This is a genomic window from Nocardia sp. NPDC050412 (assembly GCF_044458825.1).
Classification (GTDB): domain Bacteria; phylum Actinomycetota; class Actinomycetes; order Mycobacteriales; family Mycobacteriaceae; genus Nocardia.
The window spans coordinates 149,075-167,777 of record NZ_JBITIJ010000004.1 but is presented as its reverse complement, the minus strand read 5'-3'; the positions used below and the strand labels follow the sequence as shown (position 1 = coordinate 167,777).

Sequence of the window (18,703 nt, the reverse complement as noted above, 5' to 3'; positions counted from 1 at the left end):
GCAGCGTGGTGAGAGACTACCGCCATTTGCAGCAATGAAGTTCGGAGTTTTCGGTGCGGTATGCCTCCTAGCGGCAGATCGTCGGTCGACGGCCGGATCTGTGGGGCATTCGTCCTGGTAGCCGCGGCGCCGCCTACCCGCGACCGGGGGCATGGGTTCGGTGGAGCACGGCGACATCGTGGTGGCGGATTCGGACGGTGTGCTGCTGCTCGATGTGGCCGGGTCGGTGCAGGTGCTGCCTTCGGGCCGGGTGTTGATATGGCACTCGCGCTCGTGGAGGAGGACCACGGCGCTGAATTGCGCGCACTTGCGAAACATCTGGTCGTATTCCGGTGCAGACACCGGTCGTCAATCCCAGTTCAGCGTCGGCAACAGCATCGGCACGCCGTGCGCGCCCGGACTGCGCCAGGTGGTCGCCGCCGTGGTCGCGGATCCGGCGGCCGACCACGCTCTTGCCGCCATGGCCGAGCGCGCTGCGCTCGGTGGACGTCAACTGATGCGGTTGTTCGCCAAGGAAATCGGAATATCGCCGGGCCGCTACGTCGAGCAGGTGCGGTGTTGGCTGCCCAGGCATTGCTCGAATCGTCAACCGACGGGGCGGCCACCATTATGCGGCTCTGTGGTTTCGGTTCCGAGGAGAAGATGCGGCGCATCTTCTTGAAATTACTCGGCACTACGCCAACCGATTATCGCCATCGCTTTCACGCCTCGTAGCGAACTATTCCGAATTCGGCACTGCACGAATAGATCAGGGGTTGACCCATGCCTATTTAACGTCGCACTGTCCTCGGAGTCGGAGTGGCCGGTACCACGCTGTGGCTGCAAGACATGGTGCGGCACAACCAGATTCGTTGATCCATCGCTCGACTCCGTTGGCTCGTGCCACACAGGAGTTGGTCACGCGGGAGCTGGCGACACCGCTGCGAAATCACAATGTGCGCGGCTATCTTTTTCGGGCGTGCGCTCACCGAGCAGGCCGGTATCCGCCCCGGCGCGGACTACGACGAAGAACTGATGTTCCTGATTTGTGTACTGCACGATCTCGGCCTCGCCGAAATAGCCAACGGTGCGCAGCGATTCGAAATGGACGGCGCGGATTTCGCTGTGAATTTCCTCGAGGACAGCCTCACCGATGGGCGAGTGGATATCATGCGGGACGGGATTGCCGCGCATACCACCGGGCTCAGAAGTCGCCGGTCTTCCGGCGTCGGCGTCCGGCGGAGACCTGGATCGCGGTGTCGGGCATCGGGATCGACGTCGGGCCGGTCCGGCCGATCTGCCAGCCGGGATACGCCGATCGGGTGCGTCGCGCGTATCCGTGACTGGGCGGACGCGCGGTCACGGCGGCCATCGAAGCGCAGACCGTCGCGAATCCGAACAAGCGCCGCTGGGCACACTTTCGGCGAGATCCTGCGGCTGCGTCACCCGGATCTGGCGCTACCGACGTGGGAGACGATCCTCGCGCCCAGCGGGTGGGGTAACTAGTTACCTCGGGACTCACCGGCCGCAGGCGGCGATCGCATACTGCCCACGCGCGGGCCGATGATGTGGCAAACTCTTGGCCACCGGCCCAGCTCCTGGCGAGTATCGAGCGTGAAAGTCGTTGTCACCAACTGGCTGTGGGCTCGCTACTCGGTGATCAGGGTCGTGACCGCAGCAATGAGAACGCACTCTTGCGTTCTTGCATTTGTAAGAGCATGATCCAGCTACGCTAGTTGTGAAGAACCGATCCGATGACCGGGATTACCGAATCGAGAGCCAATCATGTTGGTACAAAGCGCGTTGGTGTCGGGTGAATTCGGAGTACGGCGATGAGCGCGCCTACGGTGGGGGTGCTGCCGACCGCTCCGCAGATATTGTGTGCATTCCAGGGACGACGTTTTCAAGATCGTGAATTACTGCGTTCCGCACACGCTCTCGCCGAACTGCACGCACGCCGTGCCGAGATTCAGGACATGAATCTCGTGGCCGAAATCGATTGCCGTCGTAGTGAACTCATCGATGATATCAACGAGTGGATTGCTCAGGAGATCCCGCAGCATCGCAATGGTGCCTCGCTACATACCGAGAGCCTCGGCGCGGTGGTGGATCGGATGGCGCGCAGTTGGGTAGACGCCAACACCGCCATCGATGTCGACGGCGCGCGCAGCGACAATACCCATAAACACTGGTACCACTTGGCAGAACTCGTCGACGGCTACACTGATCTGGTGACCGACGTGGCCGGTGGCCGCCGCCGTTTGCCTGAACAGTGAAGTCCTGACGGCGACCTCCGTCCGCAATAGTGACACTGCCCCGACAGCGTTACTGCTCAATTGGCGACGTCCCGGGTCGGCGTTATCCGACCAATGGCCCGACCCGGAAGCTAACGTCGCCGGCACAGTGACGGCGGGCGCAACGGGGCGCCCCGCCCGGCGTGCCGCGTGGTCGACTGGCGCGGCACGCCCGCCACGAATTCACCGTTAATAGCGAATTCGACAGTGTCCGAACTCATTCGGCAACCATCCAGACCGCTGCCGCCGCGACGCGAATATCGATCGTGTCATGTGCGCGCAGTGCCGCGAGCAGATCGACCCACGGTGTCGACCAGCCGAAGTGATTCCCGCATTGCTGGATCAGCGTCACCGCGGCAAGCAGGCCGGCCAATTCGTCGCTACGGGATAGGGTGCCCGCGATGGCATGCATTGTCTCCGGCCGTGCGGTGCGCAGCACGCTCGGCAACGTCGCCTCCACTCGCCGCGCGGGATAGTCGACCAGCGCGCCAGTCGCGACCGCACCTGCTTGCTGAATCAACCGCGCGGTCGGTTTGCTTTCCGCCCAGCGAATTTGGGCCAGATACAGATTGATGGCCGATTCGCGCCAGAACGGCTCGGTCGACAACCGATCGGCGAGGGCGCTCGCCGCGGACCTGGCAGCATCGGAGCGTTCGGCCGCCGTGCCGAGTGCGGCGGTCAGTCCGACCAGGCGCTGTAGGGCGGGTAGGTCCCGTCCCGGGATGACGTGATCGCCCGCTGCGAGTAGCCGATCGACGGCGGCCGTCAGCGCCGAATCATCTGCGGTGGTCGCGATGTTGTCGACGAGCGCCTGGGTGGCGGGTAACCACAGGCCGAGTTCATCGAGATCGCAGATCCGGTGCGCCAACATTATCGCCGTGTCGGGCGGACTCCAGCGGCTCCAGCGGTGCAGTACCGGGATTGCCCGAGCGGCGAGTTGACTGTCGGTGCCGCTCGCTATCTGCCGGATCAGCTCGGCCATGCGGTGGCGCTGGGCGATTGGGAGCAGTTCCGGTCTCAGGTTCAGGATTTCATCCGCGACCGTGGGATCGGCTGCGGCATCGGCGAATATTCGCCAGGCCGCGTCGGTGTCCAATAGCCAGCGGCAGGCGAAGACTACGGCGCGACGGACATCGCGGTGCTGATCCGGCTGCGCCCACAGCGCTTGGAGCGCATCCATCGCGTCGGGGGCGTGCAGTTCGGCGAGCAGCCGGACACCTTCCTTACGTGAGGTGATCTTGGGGGAGTCGACGAGTGGTGCGACAGCGTTCGCAACCTTATCGGGGCCGAGGCTTTTAGCGCAGGTCGCGATGCTGCTGACCGCCGCACGCGCTCGATCGGTGTCGACGTGGCGGGCGAGCAATTCGATTGCCGCTTCGGTTTGGTCGCTGCGTCCCAATGCGGTAAGTGCCGCCTCGGCGATGGGAATATCGGGATGCTCGGTGTATTCCGCGAGGCGGTCCGCGCTGCCCGGCAACCGACCCAAAATCCTTACCGCCCGCACCTTCTCGTATTGCGATGACTTCTTCGACTCGAAGTGGCTGGTCAGCAGTCGGGCATACGATTCGACCTGCGGTGGAGTCCAGCGGTCGAATCCCGAGTAGAAGTCGGGCACCAACCGCACTTTCGGCGATGCGAAGCGGCCGGGGGTCGCGGAGCCGAGGAGCGAATCGAGTAGATCGGTGCGTCGGGTGGCGATCAGCCGCTGCACGATATCCAGCGTGATCAGGGAGCGGTCCCGGTGGAGCAAGGTGGTGAGGGTCTGGTCGCGAGTGGACGGATTGCTCAGTGCCAGTCGCACCGCCCGCCGGACCACCTGGTCGTCGCGAGCTCCGCATGCTCGTATCAGGAGTTGTTGCAGGGCAGGGATCTTCCAGGAGCGCTTGTTGAGGCCATCGGCCAAATCGAGGGTCAGGCGCCATTGGTCGCGGGCGGCGTCATTGTCGATTCGTCCGCGAAGTGCCGCGAAGATCCGCTGTTCCGTGCCATGTGGCAGCGATCGGTCCAGGTCATTCAGATCGGGAAAAACCGCGTGGGTCGCAAGGCTTTCGATCAGGCGCAGTGCGGTGTCGGTGAACGATGGGTCATCAATCTCGACGCCGCGGCGGAGCAGGGTTCGTGCCAGTCCGGAGATGGTCGTCCTGGTCGGGTAGGAGCAGTCGCGCGCTTGCAGTGCCTCGGTGCCGAGTTGTTCGAGGACGGTGAGGTGTTCGGCGCGCAGCAGTGATGGCGGAAGGTTGTTGACCGCCTGGAGTGCGGTGTAGCGCACCGGGTCCTGTTCATTGCGCAGGCGGCGCAGGGATTCGAGCATGGTGGCGACGACCGCGGGATCGCGAGTGCCCGCGGCCGCCGTGATGAACAGCGGGTATGCCTGCGCCCGCTCATCCACGGTCGGGCGTCGAATCGCCTCGGCCAATATCGGTTCGGCTTCGTTCCAGGGCAGACGAGCGATCAACCGTTCGCGGACCGCGCGCACATCGGCCCCACCGGGCCGGTCGAGGAGTTCCCGCGCGAGGGCCGTACGTTCCTGGTGCGGTAGGGCATCGAGCGCGGTCATCGGGACTTGGTCCGGATCGACGCCGGTTCGGGCGAAGACCTGCCGCACCACGATGGTGCGGCGGGCCAGCGGAAGTGTGCGCAGAAACCGGTCGCGCTGGTATCCGGAGTAGACCGTGCCCAGTGCGACCAGCCGATCGTCGGGTAGTCCGCCCAGTGCCCGCCACAGGGCGGTTCCGCTCAAGCCGGTGCCATTGGCGGTCGGATCCAGAATCAGCTCGGCAACCCGGGCCGGGTCGTGCCGGGCGAGTTGTCCGGCCGCCGAACTCAGTTCATAGATCGAGGTGTACCGGACTGCCCTGGTAGCGAGGGCGAGCAGCCGATCCGGGTGGCGTTGGGCGGCCGGGACGGATCCGGCCGCAATCCATCGCCACAGATTCGGCCAATCCGACTCGCCCGCTTCCGCTGCCAGTCCTTCGACATGGTCGAGGACCGCATCGATATGCCTGCGGCCCAACGCTGCCCAGTTCTCGACCGCGTAATCGAGTTCGGGCAAATACTTGGCGACCACCGGAGGTGAGCAATTCGGCAGTACCCGCGCGGCCTCGGCATCGCCGAACCAGCGTCGCACTTGCGGGAGCAGGGGATCGGCGAGTTGGGAGCGCTGACCGTAGCCGAGGGCTCGATACATGGTTCGCCGTATCCGCTGTGACATCCGGAGCAGCCGCTCGATCAGCACTTCGGGATCTACGCCCGTCCGCACCAGCCCGACAACCGCTCGCGTACCGAATTCCGGTCCGCCCGAATCGAGTTCGGCCAGCAGATGCTCATGGTCCGCGACGACCGCGACGTCCGCGACGACCGCAGCCATACGAATCGCGATGACCCGCTCGTAGTACCCCCGCCCCGCCAGCTCGGCGAGTAGCTGCCGGAGCTCAGGCCTCCCCGCCAAACGCAACGCCCCCGCCGCGATCGCATGCTGTCGCTCGGCTGCCGTCAACGGCTCGATATCCCGCAACAACTTCGTCGCCTGTACCGCCATCCTTCGAGAACCCCCTCTATCGCGCCACCGTTCGATCCGTGCTGTGAGGATATGTCCGATGCATCGGATAGCGCCGAACCGGCGGGACCGAGGTTGCACCGACTCCGCTCAGTGCTTCGAACATGCATTCGAATATATGTCGAGCGCCCCTGGAACGGAACCCTTTTCAGATTGCCCTGTGAAGACAGCGGGCCGAGCACATCGGTACCGGCCGAACGCTCGGTATGCGGCTATCGTGGCTCGCATCTGTCCTTGCGATCACCGTCGGGTTCATCATGCTGTCCCAGCTGCTGTGAGCAGCATCCCGTATTGAGACGTATCAGGAAGTGGCGATGATCGTGCTGGCGATCAATGCCGCGGCCAGCCCGATGACCTGGCCTCGGCGCAGTCGCTCCTTCAGGGCGGACACGCCCAGAATTACCGGGACTACCGGATAGAGCGAAGACAGCACAACTGCGACGGCCAGGTACTGAGTCCGGGTCGCGAGTAGGTAGGACACCAGCGCTACGGCGGCGAGGATGCCGGAACATGCGGCTAAGAGGTCGTTTCGATGTCGTTGGGCCGGTGCGGTATCCCCGGATTCGGATGCGAGTTGCCATGCGAGCAGGGCGACGAGGAGGACGGCCGCGGCCCGGCCCGCCGTCACCGGCCAGATTCCGGCCGCGGGCGCGGCTTGTGCCAGCGCCAGATACTGCACGGCGATGCCGAGACCGGCGATCAGTCCGTCACCGATGGCGGCACCGACAATCAGACCGCTGCCGGTGGTGCCGCCCGCGACGAGCCAGAGCGCGGGCAGTGCGAGCACGATCCCGACCCACGCCAATGGTGCCGGATGTTCACCGAGCAGGGCGGTTCCGATCAGAACCGGCAGCGCGACACCACCGACGGCGCTGACCGGTACCACCACCGACATTGCCCCGCGGCTGATTCCGCGGAACAGGAAGGTCATCGCGATACCGGTCCCGACACCGGATAGTGCTCCCCATCCGAGATCCATCGGCTGAGGCGCTGTGTGGGAGACGAACGGACCGACGAGGGCAGTGGCGACGAACCCGCCGAGCTGGCCCAACAGGGCAACACGCCCGAATCCGATGCGCCGTGACGCGACTCCGCCCACGAAATCCGACAGCCCATAGCTCAATGCGGAAACCAAGGCCAGTAGCGTGCCCACGATCAGATTCGCCGGTCGTTGTGCATGACTCATGCGTAACCCGCGAGCCGGACCTGTGTCAACGTGGCCGGGCAGTCGCCCGAACTCGACGATCGGCGAGCGCGCGCAATTCCGTTGTGGGGCAGAGAGCTTACGTGCCCGGTCGGAGTCCGAGTAGAAGGCAGTCGCTCGGCAGTGCGGTCGGCCCGCCCACCCATTTTATGTTTCGGGGCAGGAAACTTGTGTTATCGGGAAGATTGTCGATACGCGAGTTCGGCTGTAGGGCAGGATATTCGGTCGGCGAATCCACCCGATTGTTCACCGTGAGCAGGGCGGATATCGTTATTCGTCGAGGCGATCGGAGTGTGTCGACATGAGATACGACGAACTGTACGTGACCGGTGTCGATGAATGGACCGCTGTGGCCAACAGCATCGTTCCGATGGACCACCGGTACCGAGATCGGAGCCAGTGGCAGGTCACGCTGATCACGCAGCACACGACGAGCTACAACCTGCTGCGCTGGGATCAGCCGGGCGACCGACAGGCCTTCCGCACGCCGTCACACATCCGCCGGATGCCCGCCGAGAACTTCTACTGGCTGGTGATCCCGGAGCGCGGCTCGTTCACTGTCGCCGATGATCACGAAATCACTTGTGTCGCACCGGGACAGGCTGTTCTTACGGGCTTGGACCAGAGGCTGCGATTATGGGTACCCAGCTCGGTGGCATTCGGCTTCCAGATCCCGCGCACCGACGTCGACCACGCGATAGCACCGTTGGGTACGCGCCGACCGGTATTCGACCTCGAATCCGGACTCGGGCGCATCGCCCGCACCATGATCCGCGAAACCCATGCCGAGCGATCCCGGCTCACCGGCCGGCAATTCAATGCGGTCTGCGACCGGACCACCGAGCTGCTGTGCATGATGGCCGTCGGCGATAGCAGTCCGCAACGGGCACATCTGGCCGAGACGGCTGAGGCGGTGCGCCGGTATGTGCGCGACAATATCGGGGTCGCCGATCTGCGGCTGGCCGCGGTGGCGCGGGCGTTGAGCTGGTCGCCACGGCAGTTACGCATCGCGCTCGAGCACGCCGGAACCACGTATCGTGAAGTGCGCCAGGATGAATCATTGCGTGCGGCGCGCGCCATGCTCGAAAACCCGGGCACCACACTGACAATCGGCGAGATCGCCGAGCGCAGCGGATTCACCGTGACGTGGTTCTCCGCCGCGTTCAAGACGCGCTACGGCGAAACCCCGAGGGAATTCCGCAAACGCCGGCTGGCCGAGACCATCGACCAGCCGACACCGGCGGTCATTCGGATGGATACAACCGCACCGGCAGAGTCAGCGGGCCCGCGGTGAGGATTTGCGGGCTGACCGGAAGCGACGCCGAGTCCTGCGTCAGATGTAACAGCGGGAAGCGGTTGAAAAGCGTGGACAGCGCGATACGTGCTTCCAGCCGGGCCAGCGGAGCGCCGAGGCAGATGTGCGGCCCGCGCCCGAAGGCCAGCTGACCGCGGTGATCATGATCGATGTCGAAGACATCGGCATTCGGGTAGTGCTGCGGGTCCCGTCCGACACCGCCGTACCAGATGACGATCGCCCCCTTCGGCAGGTCGACGCCCGCGATGGTGACATCCTGCTGGGCATAACGGAGATTCGCGCTGTACACCGGCGACCGGTAACGCAATGCCTCCTCGACCACATCCGGCCAGCGGTCCTGGGTGAGGGCCTTGTCCAGTTGCCTGGGGTTCTCACTGAGGGCGATGATCGCGTTGGCCAGCAGGTGCACGGTTGTCTCGTGTCCGGCCACGATCACCAGCCACAGCATATTGACCAGCTCGTCGGTGGTCAGATTGTCGGTATTGGCCGCAATCAAGGCGGAGGTGAGGTCGTCGCCCGGCTCGCGTCGTTTGCCCTCGATGAGCTCGGTGAAGAACGCGATCATCTCCCCCATCGCCGTCTGCATCTGCTCAATGGTGCTGGTGTGCGACACGATCGTGGTGGACCAGTCCCGGATTCGGGCGCGGTCCGCCTTCTCCACACCGAACAGTTCACAGATCACCCGCACGGGAAACGGGGTAGTGAATCGCTGGACGAGGTCGAATTCGCCCTGTTCGTCGGCGAAGTCATCGATCATTTCGTTGGCGATCTGATGAATCCGGGGCTCGAGCCCGGCCACCCGAGCGGGTGTGAATGCGGCGCTGATCGTCTTGCGTAACCGCCGATGGTCCTCGCCGTCCTTGTTCAGCATATGGTCGATATCGGTCAACGCGCGCATCGGCCAATCCGCTGGAATGGTGCCATCGTGCAGCGCCGGACACTTCTGGGCGTTCTTGCTGAAGATTGTGCCGTCGCCCGCGAGCACCTCGCTCACCGCCCGATAGCTCACCGCGCTCCAAGCCGCGACGCCGCCGGTCAGCTCGATCGGAACCAGTGGCCCGCGTCGAGCGATTCGCTCATAGGTTTCGAGAACCGTTTCTCCAGCGGTGGGCAGCTGGATGACCGACTCGGTCATACTGTCTCCAATGGTGTGATCGAAGAATGGCACCCGGACCATCCGAGTTCGTGCCAGCTCAGTGTCGATCACCCGCCGCGCAGCAGGGGGCCGATCAATATCCTCTGCCCCGCAACGGAATTCCGCCGCGATCGGAACATAAACTCGGACGCGGCTGAAGTTTCGGCACACGCGTGGCAAAGTGTTTTCGATGAGCAAGCTCAATTGGAGCCATAACGCTTACTACCAAGGTTTTCTCATGCGGCAGCTGCCCGCCCCGTGTACTCGGGTGTTGGACGTTGGTTGTGGGGCCGGGGCATTCGCGGGAGAACTTGCGCGGCGGGCCGAGCATGTCGATGCGATCGACCGGTCACCGATGATGATCGATGCCGCGAAGCAGGCGACGCCGGACAATGTCGGCTGCATCCTCGGGGATGTGCTGACAGCGCCGCTCGCCGAGGGTTCCTATGACGCGATCGTATCGATCAGCACGTTGCACCATATGCCGCTCGATGAGGTGCTGCCGGTGTTGGCGCGGGCAGTTCGGCCGGGTGGGGTGATCGCCGCTGTGGCATTGCCCCGGCCCGATCTCCTTCGGGAATTGCCCGTCGAGTTGGCGGCCGTGATCGGGCATCGGTTGTTCGGGATCGTGTTTCGGATTCTTCGGGCGCGTGGGCGGGGGAGTTGGTATGCGGTCGAGGCAACGCACGATGTCATGCCGGTTGTGCTCGATCCGCCGCTGACGACGCGGCAGGTGCGGGCGCGGGTCGCGTCGATTCTGCCCGGTGCGCGGGTGCGGCGGCTGGTCTTTTGGCGCTACTCGCTGGTGTGGCGCAAACCGGCCTAGACGGCCGCGGCGCGCTTGGCCTCGCGGCGCTGTCTGCGGCGAATTCGGTAGCGGCGGATCCGGCTCGCCAGTAGATACACCAGGATCACACCGATCACCAGCAGTGTGCCCGCGCAGATGGCCGCCACGACCGGGTGGAAGATCGCGATGGTGACAATGCCGCCGACGGTCAGGTCCTCGACGAGACTCATCACGATATTGCTCGCGGGCTCTGGCGAGGTGTTGATCGCCATCCGTGTCCCGGCCTTCACGAGATGACTTGCCAGGGCAGTGGTTCCGCCGACCGCTCCGGCTGCCAGTTGGGGCAGCGATCCGTCCTGGCCCGCGAGTAGTGCGGCGACGACCGCACCCGATGCGGGGCGCACGATGGTGTGCACCGCATCCCAGAAGCTGTCGAGATAGGGGACCTTGTCCGCGACGGCCTCGATGAGGAACAACACACCGGCGGCGATCAGCACATCGGTGCGCTGCAGCGCCTCGGGCACGTCATCGGATAGACCGGTCACGCCGAATAGCCCGAGCAGCAGGACCACCGCATAGGCATTGACCCCGCTCGCCCAGCCTGCGGTGAAGATCAGGGGCAGTGCTGACATGGGGCCATCGTATGGCTTTCCGCGCAGCCGAAAACCGTGACCGGCAAGGTTTTACAACGCCTGCGCGACCGGATTTGGGAGTCCTCACCGTGCTGCCGACACCGCAACCCCGGCACCGGCAGAACGTTCTGACCTCGTGAGGGTTCTTCAGCGCAGCTGGGGTGCGACCTTCGCGCCGAGCAATTCGATATTGTGCAGCACCTTTTCATGCGGCAGCGTACCGACGCTGGTGTGCAGCATGAAGCGGTCCAGGCCGAGGGTGTCACGGATATCGGTGATCTTTTCGGCGACATAGTCCGGCGTGCCGACGAAGAGCGAACCGCTCTGGGAGCGCAGGGCATCGAACTGCGCGCGGGTCATCGGGCCCCAACCGCGTTCGCGCCCAATGGTGCTCATCGCCCCGGCATACGGCTCGTAGAAGTCGGCGACGGCCTGTTCGTCGGTATCGGCGATATAGCCGTGCGCGTGCACTGCCACCGGCTGCTTCTCGTGGCCGCCCTCTTCGAGTGCGCGGTGGTATAGGTCCACCAGCGGCTTGAAGCGAGCGGGCTGACCCCCGATGATCGCGATCGCCAGCGGTAAGCCGAGCAGTCCGGCGCGGACCACGGATTCCGGGCTGCCGCCCACCGCGATCCAGACCGGCAGCGGCCGGTTGTCGGTGCGTGGGTAGATCACCGCATCGCGCAGCGGGGCACGGAATTTGCCGTTCCAGGTCACCGGTTCGTCCGCGCGAATGTGAAGCAGTAGCGCCAGCTTCTCCTCGAACAGCTCGTCGTAGTCGCTCAGGTCGTAACCGAACAACGGAAAGCTCTCGGTGAACGAACCACGTCCGGCCATCAGCTCGGCGCGACCGTTCGAGAGTCCGTCCAGCGTAGCGAAATCCTGGTACACCCGTACCGGATCATCGGAGCTCAACACGCTCACCGCGCTGGTCAGCTGAATGTGCTCGGTCCGTGCCGCGATTGCGGCCAGCACCACCGCGGGAGCGGATGCCGCGAAATCCTTGCGGTGATGTTCGCCGACGCCATAGACATCGAGTCCGGCGCGCTCGGTGGCGACCGCCTCGTCGACGACCTCGCGCAGCCGTTCGGCCGCGGTGGGCGCAGGTCGGTCGCCGACCGGGTATAGCTCCGCGAAAGTCGTGAGTCCCAGTTCCACAGCTCGAGTCCTGTTCGTGTGTAGTTTCTACGTCAACCACTAGCCTAAACGGACCATGGTCCGCAACTATTCCATCTATGGACCGCGGGTTCGTGGCGCGGGCAAGGACAATGCGCGCTGACCGGTGCGGATACTCTTGGTCCATGTCAGTGCGTTCCCGCCAGCCGCTTGTTCCCGGCACGCTCTCGCCCACCCGTGAGGTTCCGCGCTCGATCGAGCGTCCGGAGTATGCGTGGAAGAAGACCGTGAACGAGGGCAGCGAACCCTGGGTGCAGACGGCCGAGACCATCGAGAAGATGCGGATCGCGGGCAAGATCGCCGCACAGGCGCTCGAAGAGGCGGGCAAGGCGGTCGCGCCCGGGGTCACCACCGATGAGCTGGACCGGATCGCGCACGAGTACATGTGCGACCACGGCGCATACCCATCGACATTGGGCTACAAGGGTTTTCCGAAGTCGTGCTGCACCTCGCTGAACGAGGTGATCTGCCACGGCATTCCGGACTCGACGGTGATCCAGGACGGCGACATCGTCAACATCGATGTGACCGCCTACATCGACGGCGTGCACGGCGACACCAACAAGACCTTCCTGGCCGGTGATGTCGACGAGGAGGTGCGACTGCTGGTCGAGCGCACGCATGAGGCGACGATGCGGGCGATCAAGGCGGTTCGGCCGGGCCGGGCACTCAATGTGATCGGGCGCGTCATCGAGTCCTACGCCAACCGGTTCGGCTACGGCGTGGTGCGCGATTTCACCGGGCACGGTGTCGGCCCCACCTTCCACAGCGGCCTGGTCATCCTGCACTACGACCAGCCCGCCATCGAATCGGTGATCGAGCCCGGCATGACCTTCACCATCGAGCCGATGATCAACCTCGGCGGTATCGACTACGAGATCTGGGACGACGGCTGGACCGTGGTCACCAAGGATCGCAAGTGGACAGCGCAATTCGAACACACGCTGGTCGTGACCGACACGGGCGCCGAAATTCTCACCTTGCCATGACGCGTGGACCGCGCAGTTCTGTGCTCGCGCTGTTGGGTCGTGATCGAGGCGGGCGCCGAGATCCTGACCCTGCCGTGACGTGTGGACCGCGCAGTTCTGTGCTCGCGCTGTTGGGTCGTGATCGAGGCGGGCGCCGAGATCCTGACCCTGCCGTGATGCGAGCCCGTCATGCGCGCGCGTGCCCGGGGTCGGCTCGTGCGCGGTGCGATGCCGGGGATGTGGCGTACGCACCGCTGACGGAGCCAGCGCATTGAAAGGCGCGCTGCTGATCGCCGGAACAACCTCCGACGCGGGGAAAAGCGTTGTAGTGGCCGGACTTTGCCGCATGCTCGCCCGGCGCGGCGTTCGAGTCGCGCCGTTCAAGGCGCAGAACATGTCGAACAACTCGGTGGTCACCCTCGACGGCGGCGAGATCGGTCGGGCGCAGGCGCTGCAGGCGGCAGCGTGTGGGCTGGAGCCGAGCGTGCGGTTCAACCCGGTCCTGCTCAAACCCGGCAGCGACCGACGCTCCCAACTCGTGGTGCGCGGCAAGGCAATCGGCACCGTCGGCGCGCGCGACTATTTCCAGCACCGCCAGGATCTGCGCGAAGTCGTTACCGCCGAACTGGATTCGCTGCGCACCGAATTCGATGTGGTGATCTGCGAGGGCGCGGGTTCGCCCGCCGAAATCAACCTGCGCGCCACCGATCTGGCGAATATGGGTCTGGCCCAGGCGGCGCGACTACCGGTCCTCGTGGTCGGCGATATCGACCGCGGCGGCGTGCTCGCGCACCTATTCGGCACCGTTGCGGTACTGGAACCCGAAGACCAGCAACTGATTTCCGGATTCATCGTCAACAAGTTCCGCGGTGATGTCGAGTTGCTGCGTCCCGGACTCGATCGGCTCACCGAGCTGACCGGGCGCCCGACCCTCGGCGTCATCCCGTACGCGGACGAACTGTGGATCGACGCGGAAGACTCCCTCGGCACCATCGCCGACGCACCGGTCGGCCGCTCCGGCCCGCCGCGCGGCACCGAATGGCTCACGGTCGCCGCCATCCGTCTGCCGCGCATCTCCAATTCCACCGATGTCGAAGCGCTGGCGTGTGAGCCCGGTGTCGCGGTGCGCTGGGTCAGCGACCCGTCCCGGCTTGCCGATGCGGATCTGGTGGTGCTGCCGGGCAGCAAGGCGACCGTTTCGGATCTGGAGTGGTTGCGGCGCACCGGAATTGCCGATGCGCTAAGGGCTAGGGCCGTAGCGGGTCGGCCGGTTCTCGGCATCTGCGGTGGATATCAGATGCTCGGCAGTCGCATCGTCGATCGGGTCGAATCGAATGCGGGGACGGTCGCGGGGTTGGGTCTGCTCGATCTGGAGATCGAATTCGCCGATCCGAAGGTGCTGCAGCGAAGTGCCGGACGGGGTAACGGAATTCCCGTGCACGGCTACGAGATTCACCACGGTCGTGTTGAGCGCAGCGGTGATCCGGCCTGGCTGGAGGTGGACAGTACACCCGAGGGCACAGTGCGCGGGGCGATCTGGGGCACCCACCTGCATGGCCTACTGGAATCGGATGAGTTCCGTCGCTCCTGGCTCCGCATAGTCGCCGCCCACGCCGGGCGGCACGGTTTCGTCGTCGCCGACAACATTTCGGTAGCCGCGATCCGCTCGTCCCAACTCGACCTGCTCGCCGACCTGATCGAACAGCACCTCGATATCGCCCACATCGAACGCCTGCTCACCGACGGCGGACCTGCCGATCCGCCGACCATCGTCTCCGGCCTGGCAGTCGGCAGCAGTCCCCTCTGACCTGCGCGGACAATAACCGAAATGTTTATGTTCCTGACTCGCGGGTAACTGACACGCGGTCCCGTTCAGTTCGGGCGTGTAGCGTACTCCGGCATGAAATCTCGGCGGATCACGGTCGGTGACCGGGCATGGACCGTACGGGTCGACGGCCCGGAGTCTCGGCACAGCGTGCTGCTGTTGCCCGATGCCGGTGATCCGGTCGACGTCTACGACCAGGTGTGTGCGCGCCTGCACACCTCGGACCTGCGCACCATCGCGGTGGAATCGGTGGCGGACCTGGATCCGGCGGGCGTGCACGCCATCCTCGACGAACTCGGCATCCCCTGGGTGAATGTCGCCGGACGCGGCGCGGGCGCGCAGTTGGGCTGGCAGGTCTGCGCGGGTGGATTCGGCCGGTTCATCAGCCTTGTCGTCGCCGACCGCGGCCATCCCGCGATACCCGCCGCCGACGGCACCGTGGCGGACCCGACATGTCGACCGGTGGAGGTCGCCGCCACCGTGCTGGTCACCAAGAATCTGCCGCGTTCGGTCGCCGATGCCTCCGGTCGCTACGTCTACGGCGAATTCCGGGTGGTGGAGATCGATGTCGACAATGTGGCGACCGAGGCCGACCACGAATTGGCCACCGAGATCGTGTTACGCACCAGCCTCTGGTGAACCCGCGGTCTTCTTGCGAAAAACCGTCAACCAGTCCAGCCAGCTGTCTAGTTCGGCGAAGGCCTTGGTCAGCGGTTCGGCCGAGGACAGGAAGACATCGTGGCGCGCGCCGTCGATCGGGACGATATTGGTCCGATCGCCCAGGCAGCCCGACCAGCGCTGAATCTGGCGCACATCGAGCACCGCATCCGCCACATCGACGGCCGGACCGTATTTGCGCGCGAATTTCGTGATGCGCGAACGCAGAATCAACGCGGGCACGCCGACCGACAGACCCGCCTGCAGTTGCGCGTGCCCGTTGCGAATCGCGCGCAACCAGCCCAACCGGACCGGGAAGCCCGCGAGCGGTTTCCAATCCAGGTTGTAATGCCACTCGCCCGCGACGCTGTGGTGCAGGCTGTCACCATAGGAGCTGATCTTGGCGCCGGGTAGTTCGAACATCGACCGGAACCGGCCGAGCAACCTGATCACCGGGGTGCCGATGGTCCGGTAGTACGAGGGACCCTGCAGGTCGAACCACGGGCTGTTGAGCACCAGCCCGACGATGCCCGATTTGGCCGTGCCATTCGTCTTGTTGAGCCGGTCCAGCCAGAGCGCCGCGACGAGTCCGCCGGTCGAATGCGCGACCAGCAGCACGTTGTCGCCCGCCTCCTCCTGGACGATGCGTAGCGACTCGTTCAGTTCGGCGTCGTAGAGCGCCAGATCGGTGACGTAGTGCGGCGTCTGGCCCTCCCGCAGCGAGCGACCGCACTTGCGTAGATCCAGCGCGTAGAAGCGATGCCCGCGCCCGGCGAAGTGTTCGGCAAGATGCTGCTGGAAGAAGTAGTCGGTGAAACCGTGCACGTAGAGCACCGCGGGCTCGGTGGCTGTGTCGTTTCGAGTGACCCGCAAGCGATCGCTAGCGGCGGCATCGGTGTCGGGGGTATAGCGAACGAGGGTTGCCACGGCCTCGCCCTCACCATCGGGGTCCGGACCGAGCGGCAGAGTGCGCTGCTCATAGCCCGCGCCGAGGACATCGGGCTGCCAGCGCTCGGTGGCCGGGGCCGTGATATCGGACACGCTGAGCGAGACTTCGTTCGTCACAACGATCAATGTAGGCGACGTCAGCGCCGTTTCGAAGATCGAAGCCCGGAAGGAATGTATGTCACATTCGTTGGGTTCGTTGCCGGACTTCGAACAGGTGAGGTGCACAATTGGGCTAGGTGAACGGCGGGTAACCTACACCCCGCCGAGTCACGCAGGACTCGCAACAACCACATAGCGCCCGTGCCCAGCAGGCCCACCGTGGGGGTGGGCGTGCGCAGAAGGACAAGGAAGTCGATCTACCCGTGCCGAACGCTGCCATCACTGAAAAGACCGATGTAGTACTCATCGGTGCCGGCATCATGAGTGCCACTCTCGGCGCACTGCTTCGGCAGTTGCAGCCGGAATGGTCGATCTCCCTGTTCGAGCGGCTGGACGCGGCCGCCGCCGAGAGCAGCGATCCGTGGAACAACGCGGGCACCGGACACTCGGCACTATGCGAGCTGAACTACAGCCCGCAGAATCCGGACGGCTCGGTCGATATCAGCAAGGCCATCGACATCAACGAGCGCTTCCAGGTCTCGCGCCAGTTCTGGTCCTACGGCGTGGAGAACGGCATCCTCGGCGATCCCTCCGCCTTCATCAACCCCATCCCGCACGTCAGCTTCGTGCACGGCGCGGACAACGTCGACTACCTACGCAAGCGGTACGAGGCGCTGTCGCGGCATCCGCTGTTCTCGACGATGGAATACATCGACAGCCCCGACGAATTCGCCAAGCGGCTGCCGCTGATGGCCAGGGGCCGCGACTTCTCCGATCCGATCGCGCTCAACTGGACCGATGAGGGCACCGATATCGACTTCGGTTCGCTCACCAGCGAACTGCTGGCCTACCTCGGCCGCTCCGGTGTCGATCTGGCCTTCGGTCACGAGGTGCGCAACCTCACCAAGCAGTCCGACGGTTCCTGGCTGGTCAAGGTGCGCAACCTGCGCACCCGCCAAACCCGCACGCTCATCAGTAAATTCGTCTTCGTCGGCGCCGGCGGCGGTGCGCTGCCGCTGCTGCAGAAGGCGGGCATCAAGGAGGCCAGGGGTTTCGGCGGCTTCCCGATCAGTGGTCAGTTCATCCGCTGCACCAACCCGGACCTGATCTACAAGCACGAGGCCAAGGTCTACGGCAAGGCCGCCGTCGGCGCGCCGCCGATGTCGGTGCCGCACTTGGACACTCGCATCATCAAGGGCCGTCCCGGCCTGCTGTTCGGCCCGTACGCCGGCTGGACGCCGAAGTTCCTCAAGGACGGTAAAAACACCGATTTGTTCAAGTCGGTCAAGCCGAACAACATCTTCTCGCTGCTCGGCGTCGGCGTCACCGAACTCGGCCTGACCAAGTACCTGATCAGCGAGCTGCTCAAGTCCGAGGCGGGCAAGGTGGCCACGCTGGAGGAGTTCATTCCGCGCGCGGACGGTCACGACTGGGAGCTGATCACCGCAGGACAGCGCGTGCAGGTCATTCGGCGCAAGGGTGCGGGCGGCGTGCTCGAGTTCGGCACGGCGGTTATCGCCGCCGAAGACGGCACCATCGCGGGTCTGCTCGGCGCGTCGCCCGGCGCGTCGACCTGTGTGACCGCCATGATCGACGTGCTGCAGCGCTGCTTCCCGCGCGAGTACGCCGACTGGTCACCCAAGCTGAAGGAAATGGTGCCCTCGCTGGGCGTGAAGCTCTCGGAAAACCAGGCGCTGTTCCAGGAAGTCTGGGATTGGTCGACCAAAACCCTGAACCTGAACGGTGTGTCGGACAACACGCCGAAGCACACAGCGATGTGAGCGACGGGCCCGGAGGCGGTAGCTTGCGTAGCCACGCAGGGCCCCGCGACATCGCGAATTGGACACAGCGGTGTGAGCGACGGGTCCGGAGGCGGTAGCTTGCGTAGCCACGCAGGGCCCCGCGACATCGCGAATTGGACACAGCGGTGTGAGCGACGGGTCCGGAGGCGGTATCTTGCGTAGCCACGCAGGGCCCCGCGACATCGCGAATTGGACACAGCGGTGTGAGCGACGGGCCCGGAGGCGGTAGCTTGCGTAGCCACGCAGGGCCCCGCGACATCGCGAATTGGACACAGCGGTGTGAGCGACGGGCCCGGAGGCGGTAGCTTGCGTAGCCACGCAGGGCC

Annotated in this window: 16 protein-coding genes; 8 read left to right on the top strand and 8 right to left on the bottom strand. The window is 64.9% G+C overall.

Features of this window, described 5'->3' with window-relative positions; all coding sequences use genetic code 11:
• The first annotated feature begins 199 nt into the window (after positions 1-199).
• Entirely contained in the window at positions 200-661 is a 462-nt protein-coding gene (locus ACIBI6_RS12240) for a hypothetical protein (protein WP_396956089.1), read from the top strand.
• Positions 662-897: 236 nt separating this feature from the next.
• On the opposite strand, the gene ACIBI6_RS12235 is transcribed toward ACIBI6_RS12240, so the two are convergent.
• The gene (locus ACIBI6_RS12235; protein WP_396956088.1) at positions 898-1,173 is read right to left on the bottom strand and encodes a hypothetical protein; all 276 of its coding nucleotides are present in this window, start codon (positions 1,171-1,173) and stop codon (positions 898-900) included.
• A gap of 10 nt (positions 1,174-1,183) precedes the next feature.
• A complete protein-coding gene (locus ACIBI6_RS12230) occupies positions 1,184-1,342 on the bottom strand; it encodes a hypothetical protein (protein ID WP_396956086.1) in 159 nt (52 codons plus the stop codon).
• A gap of 469 nt (positions 1,343-1,811) precedes the next feature.
• Here ACIBI6_RS12230 and ACIBI6_RS12225 point away from each other — a divergent pair, with 469 nt between their 5' ends.
• Positions 1,812-2,255, top strand: coding sequence for a DUF4254 domain-containing protein (locus ACIBI6_RS12225; protein WP_364341618.1), 444 nt, complete (start codon positions 1,812-1,814; stop codon positions 2,253-2,255).
• Positions 2,256-2,490: 235 nt separating this feature from the next.
• Here the strand turns inward: ACIBI6_RS12225 and ACIBI6_RS12220 are convergent, their stop codons facing one another.
• Positions 2,491-5,811, bottom strand: coding sequence for a HEAT repeat domain-containing protein (locus tag ACIBI6_RS12220; protein WP_396956085.1), 3,321 nt, complete (start codon positions 5,809-5,811; stop codon positions 2,491-2,493).
• A gap of 319 nt (positions 5,812-6,130) precedes the next feature.
• Entirely contained in the window at positions 6,131-7,015 is an 885-nt protein-coding gene (locus ACIBI6_RS12215; RefSeq protein ID WP_396956084.1) for an EamA family transporter, read from the bottom strand.
• Positions 7,016-7,334: 319 nt separating this feature from the next.
• Here ACIBI6_RS12215 and ACIBI6_RS12210 point away from each other — a divergent pair, with 319 nt between their 5' ends.
• Positions 7,335-8,327: an AraC family transcriptional regulator gene (locus ACIBI6_RS12210; RefSeq protein ID WP_396956083.1), complete on the top strand. Its 993-nt coding sequence runs from the start codon at positions 7,335-7,337 to the stop codon at positions 8,325-8,327.
• On the opposite strand, the gene ACIBI6_RS12205 is transcribed toward ACIBI6_RS12210, so the two are convergent.
• Positions 8,278-9,483, bottom strand: a complete 1,206-nt coding sequence (locus ACIBI6_RS12205; protein WP_396956082.1) for a cytochrome P450 — start codon at positions 9,481-9,483, stop codon at positions 8,278-8,280. The two genes, ACIBI6_RS12210 and ACIBI6_RS12205, sit on opposite strands and share 50 nt — an antisense overlap.
• A gap of 190 nt (positions 9,484-9,673) precedes the next feature.
• On the opposite strand from ACIBI6_RS12205, the gene ACIBI6_RS12200 reads away from it, so the two are divergent.
• Positions 9,674-10,309: a class I SAM-dependent methyltransferase gene (locus ACIBI6_RS12200; RefSeq protein WP_396956081.1), complete on the top strand. Its 636-nt coding sequence runs from the start codon at positions 9,674-9,676 to the stop codon at positions 10,307-10,309.
• On the opposite strand, the gene ACIBI6_RS12195 is transcribed toward ACIBI6_RS12200, so the two are convergent.
• Both ACIBI6_RS12195 and ACIBI6_RS12190 read right to left on the bottom strand, forming a co-directional pair.
• Complete coding sequence (locus ACIBI6_RS12195) at positions 10,306-10,902, bottom strand: DUF4126 domain-containing protein (RefSeq protein ID WP_396956080.1); 597 nt, start codon at positions 10,900-10,902, stop codon at positions 10,306-10,308. The genes ACIBI6_RS12200 and ACIBI6_RS12195 overlap by 4 nt on opposite strands.
• Positions 10,903-11,049: 147 nt before the next feature.
• Complete coding sequence (locus ACIBI6_RS12190) at positions 11,050-12,060, bottom strand: LLM class flavin-dependent oxidoreductase (RefSeq protein WP_364341604.1); 1,011 nt, start codon at positions 12,058-12,060, stop codon at positions 11,050-11,052.
• 143 nt (positions 12,061-12,203) lie between these two features.
• On the opposite strand from ACIBI6_RS12190, the gene map reads away from it, so the two are divergent.
• The 3 genes from map to ACIBI6_RS12175 all read left to right on the top strand — a co-directional run bounded on the left by map (position 12,204) and on the right by ACIBI6_RS12175 (position 15,510).
• Positions 12,204-13,067 (top strand): type I methionyl aminopeptidase, encoded by an 864-nt coding sequence (gene map / locus ACIBI6_RS12185; protein WP_396956079.1) that lies wholly within the window; start codon positions 12,204-12,206, stop codon positions 13,065-13,067.
• 250 nt (positions 13,068-13,317) lie between these two features.
• Entirely contained in the window at positions 13,318-14,853 is a 1,536-nt protein-coding gene (locus ACIBI6_RS12180; RefSeq protein ID WP_364341600.1) for a cobyric acid synthase, read from the top strand.
• A 93-nt stretch (positions 14,854-14,946) separates the two neighbouring features.
• A complete protein-coding gene (locus tag ACIBI6_RS12175) occupies positions 14,947-15,510 on the top strand; it encodes an alpha/beta hydrolase (RefSeq protein WP_364341598.1) in 564 nt (187 codons plus the stop codon).
• Here the strand turns inward: ACIBI6_RS12175 and ACIBI6_RS12170 are convergent.
• Positions 15,490-16,593 (bottom strand): alpha/beta hydrolase, encoded by a 1,104-nt coding sequence (locus ACIBI6_RS12170; protein WP_364341596.1) that lies wholly within the window; start codon positions 16,591-16,593, stop codon positions 15,490-15,492. The two genes, ACIBI6_RS12175 and ACIBI6_RS12170, sit on opposite strands and share 21 nt — an antisense overlap.
• A 245-nt stretch (positions 16,594-16,838) precedes the next feature.
• Between ACIBI6_RS12170 and mqo the strand changes: the two genes are divergently transcribed.
• Positions 16,839-18,356 carry a malate dehydrogenase (quinone) gene (gene mqo / locus ACIBI6_RS12165; protein WP_364341594.1) on the top strand — a complete coding sequence of 506 codons (1,518 nt, stop codon included), beginning with the start codon at positions 16,839-16,841 and terminating at the stop codon, positions 18,354-18,356.
• Positions 18,357-18,703 lie beyond the last annotated feature (347 nt).

Bases quoted from the DNA above. Each gene is read 5' to 3' on its own strand.
- map (WP_396956079.1), top strand. From the start codon at position 12,204: ATGTCAGTGCGTTCCCGCCAGCCGCTTGTTCCCGGCACGCTCTCGCCC.
- ACIBI6_RS12215 (WP_396956084.1), bottom strand. From the start codon at position 7,015: ATGAGTCATGCACAACGACCGGCGAATCTGATCGTGGGCACGCTACTG.
- ACIBI6_RS12225 (WP_364341618.1), top strand. From the start codon at position 1,812: ATGAGCGCGCCTACGGTGGGGGTGCTGCCGACCGCTCCGCAGATATTG.
- ACIBI6_RS12235 (WP_396956088.1), bottom strand. From the start codon at position 1,173: ATGCGCGGCAATCCCGTCCCGCATGATATCCACTCGCCCATCGGTGAG.
- ACIBI6_RS12200 (WP_396956081.1), top strand. From the start codon at position 9,674: ATGAGCAAGCTCAATTGGAGCCATAACGCTTACTACCAAGGTTTTCTC.
- ACIBI6_RS12175 (WP_364341598.1), top strand. From the start codon at position 14,947: ATGAAATCTCGGCGGATCACGGTCGGTGACCGGGCATGGACCGTACGG.
- ACIBI6_RS12205 (WP_396956082.1), bottom strand. From the start codon at position 9,483: ATGACCGAGTCGGTCATCCAGCTGCCCACCGCTGGAGAAACGGTTCTC.
- ACIBI6_RS12210 (WP_396956083.1), top strand. From the start codon at position 7,335: ATGAGATACGACGAACTGTACGTGACCGGTGTCGATGAATGGACCGCT.
- ACIBI6_RS12195 (WP_396956080.1), bottom strand. From the start codon at position 10,902: ATGTCAGCACTGCCCCTGATCTTCACCGCAGGCTGGGCGAGCGGGGTC.
- ACIBI6_RS12220 (WP_396956085.1), bottom strand. From the start codon at position 5,811: ATGGCGGTACAGGCGACGAAGTTGTTGCGGGATATCGAGCCGTTGACG.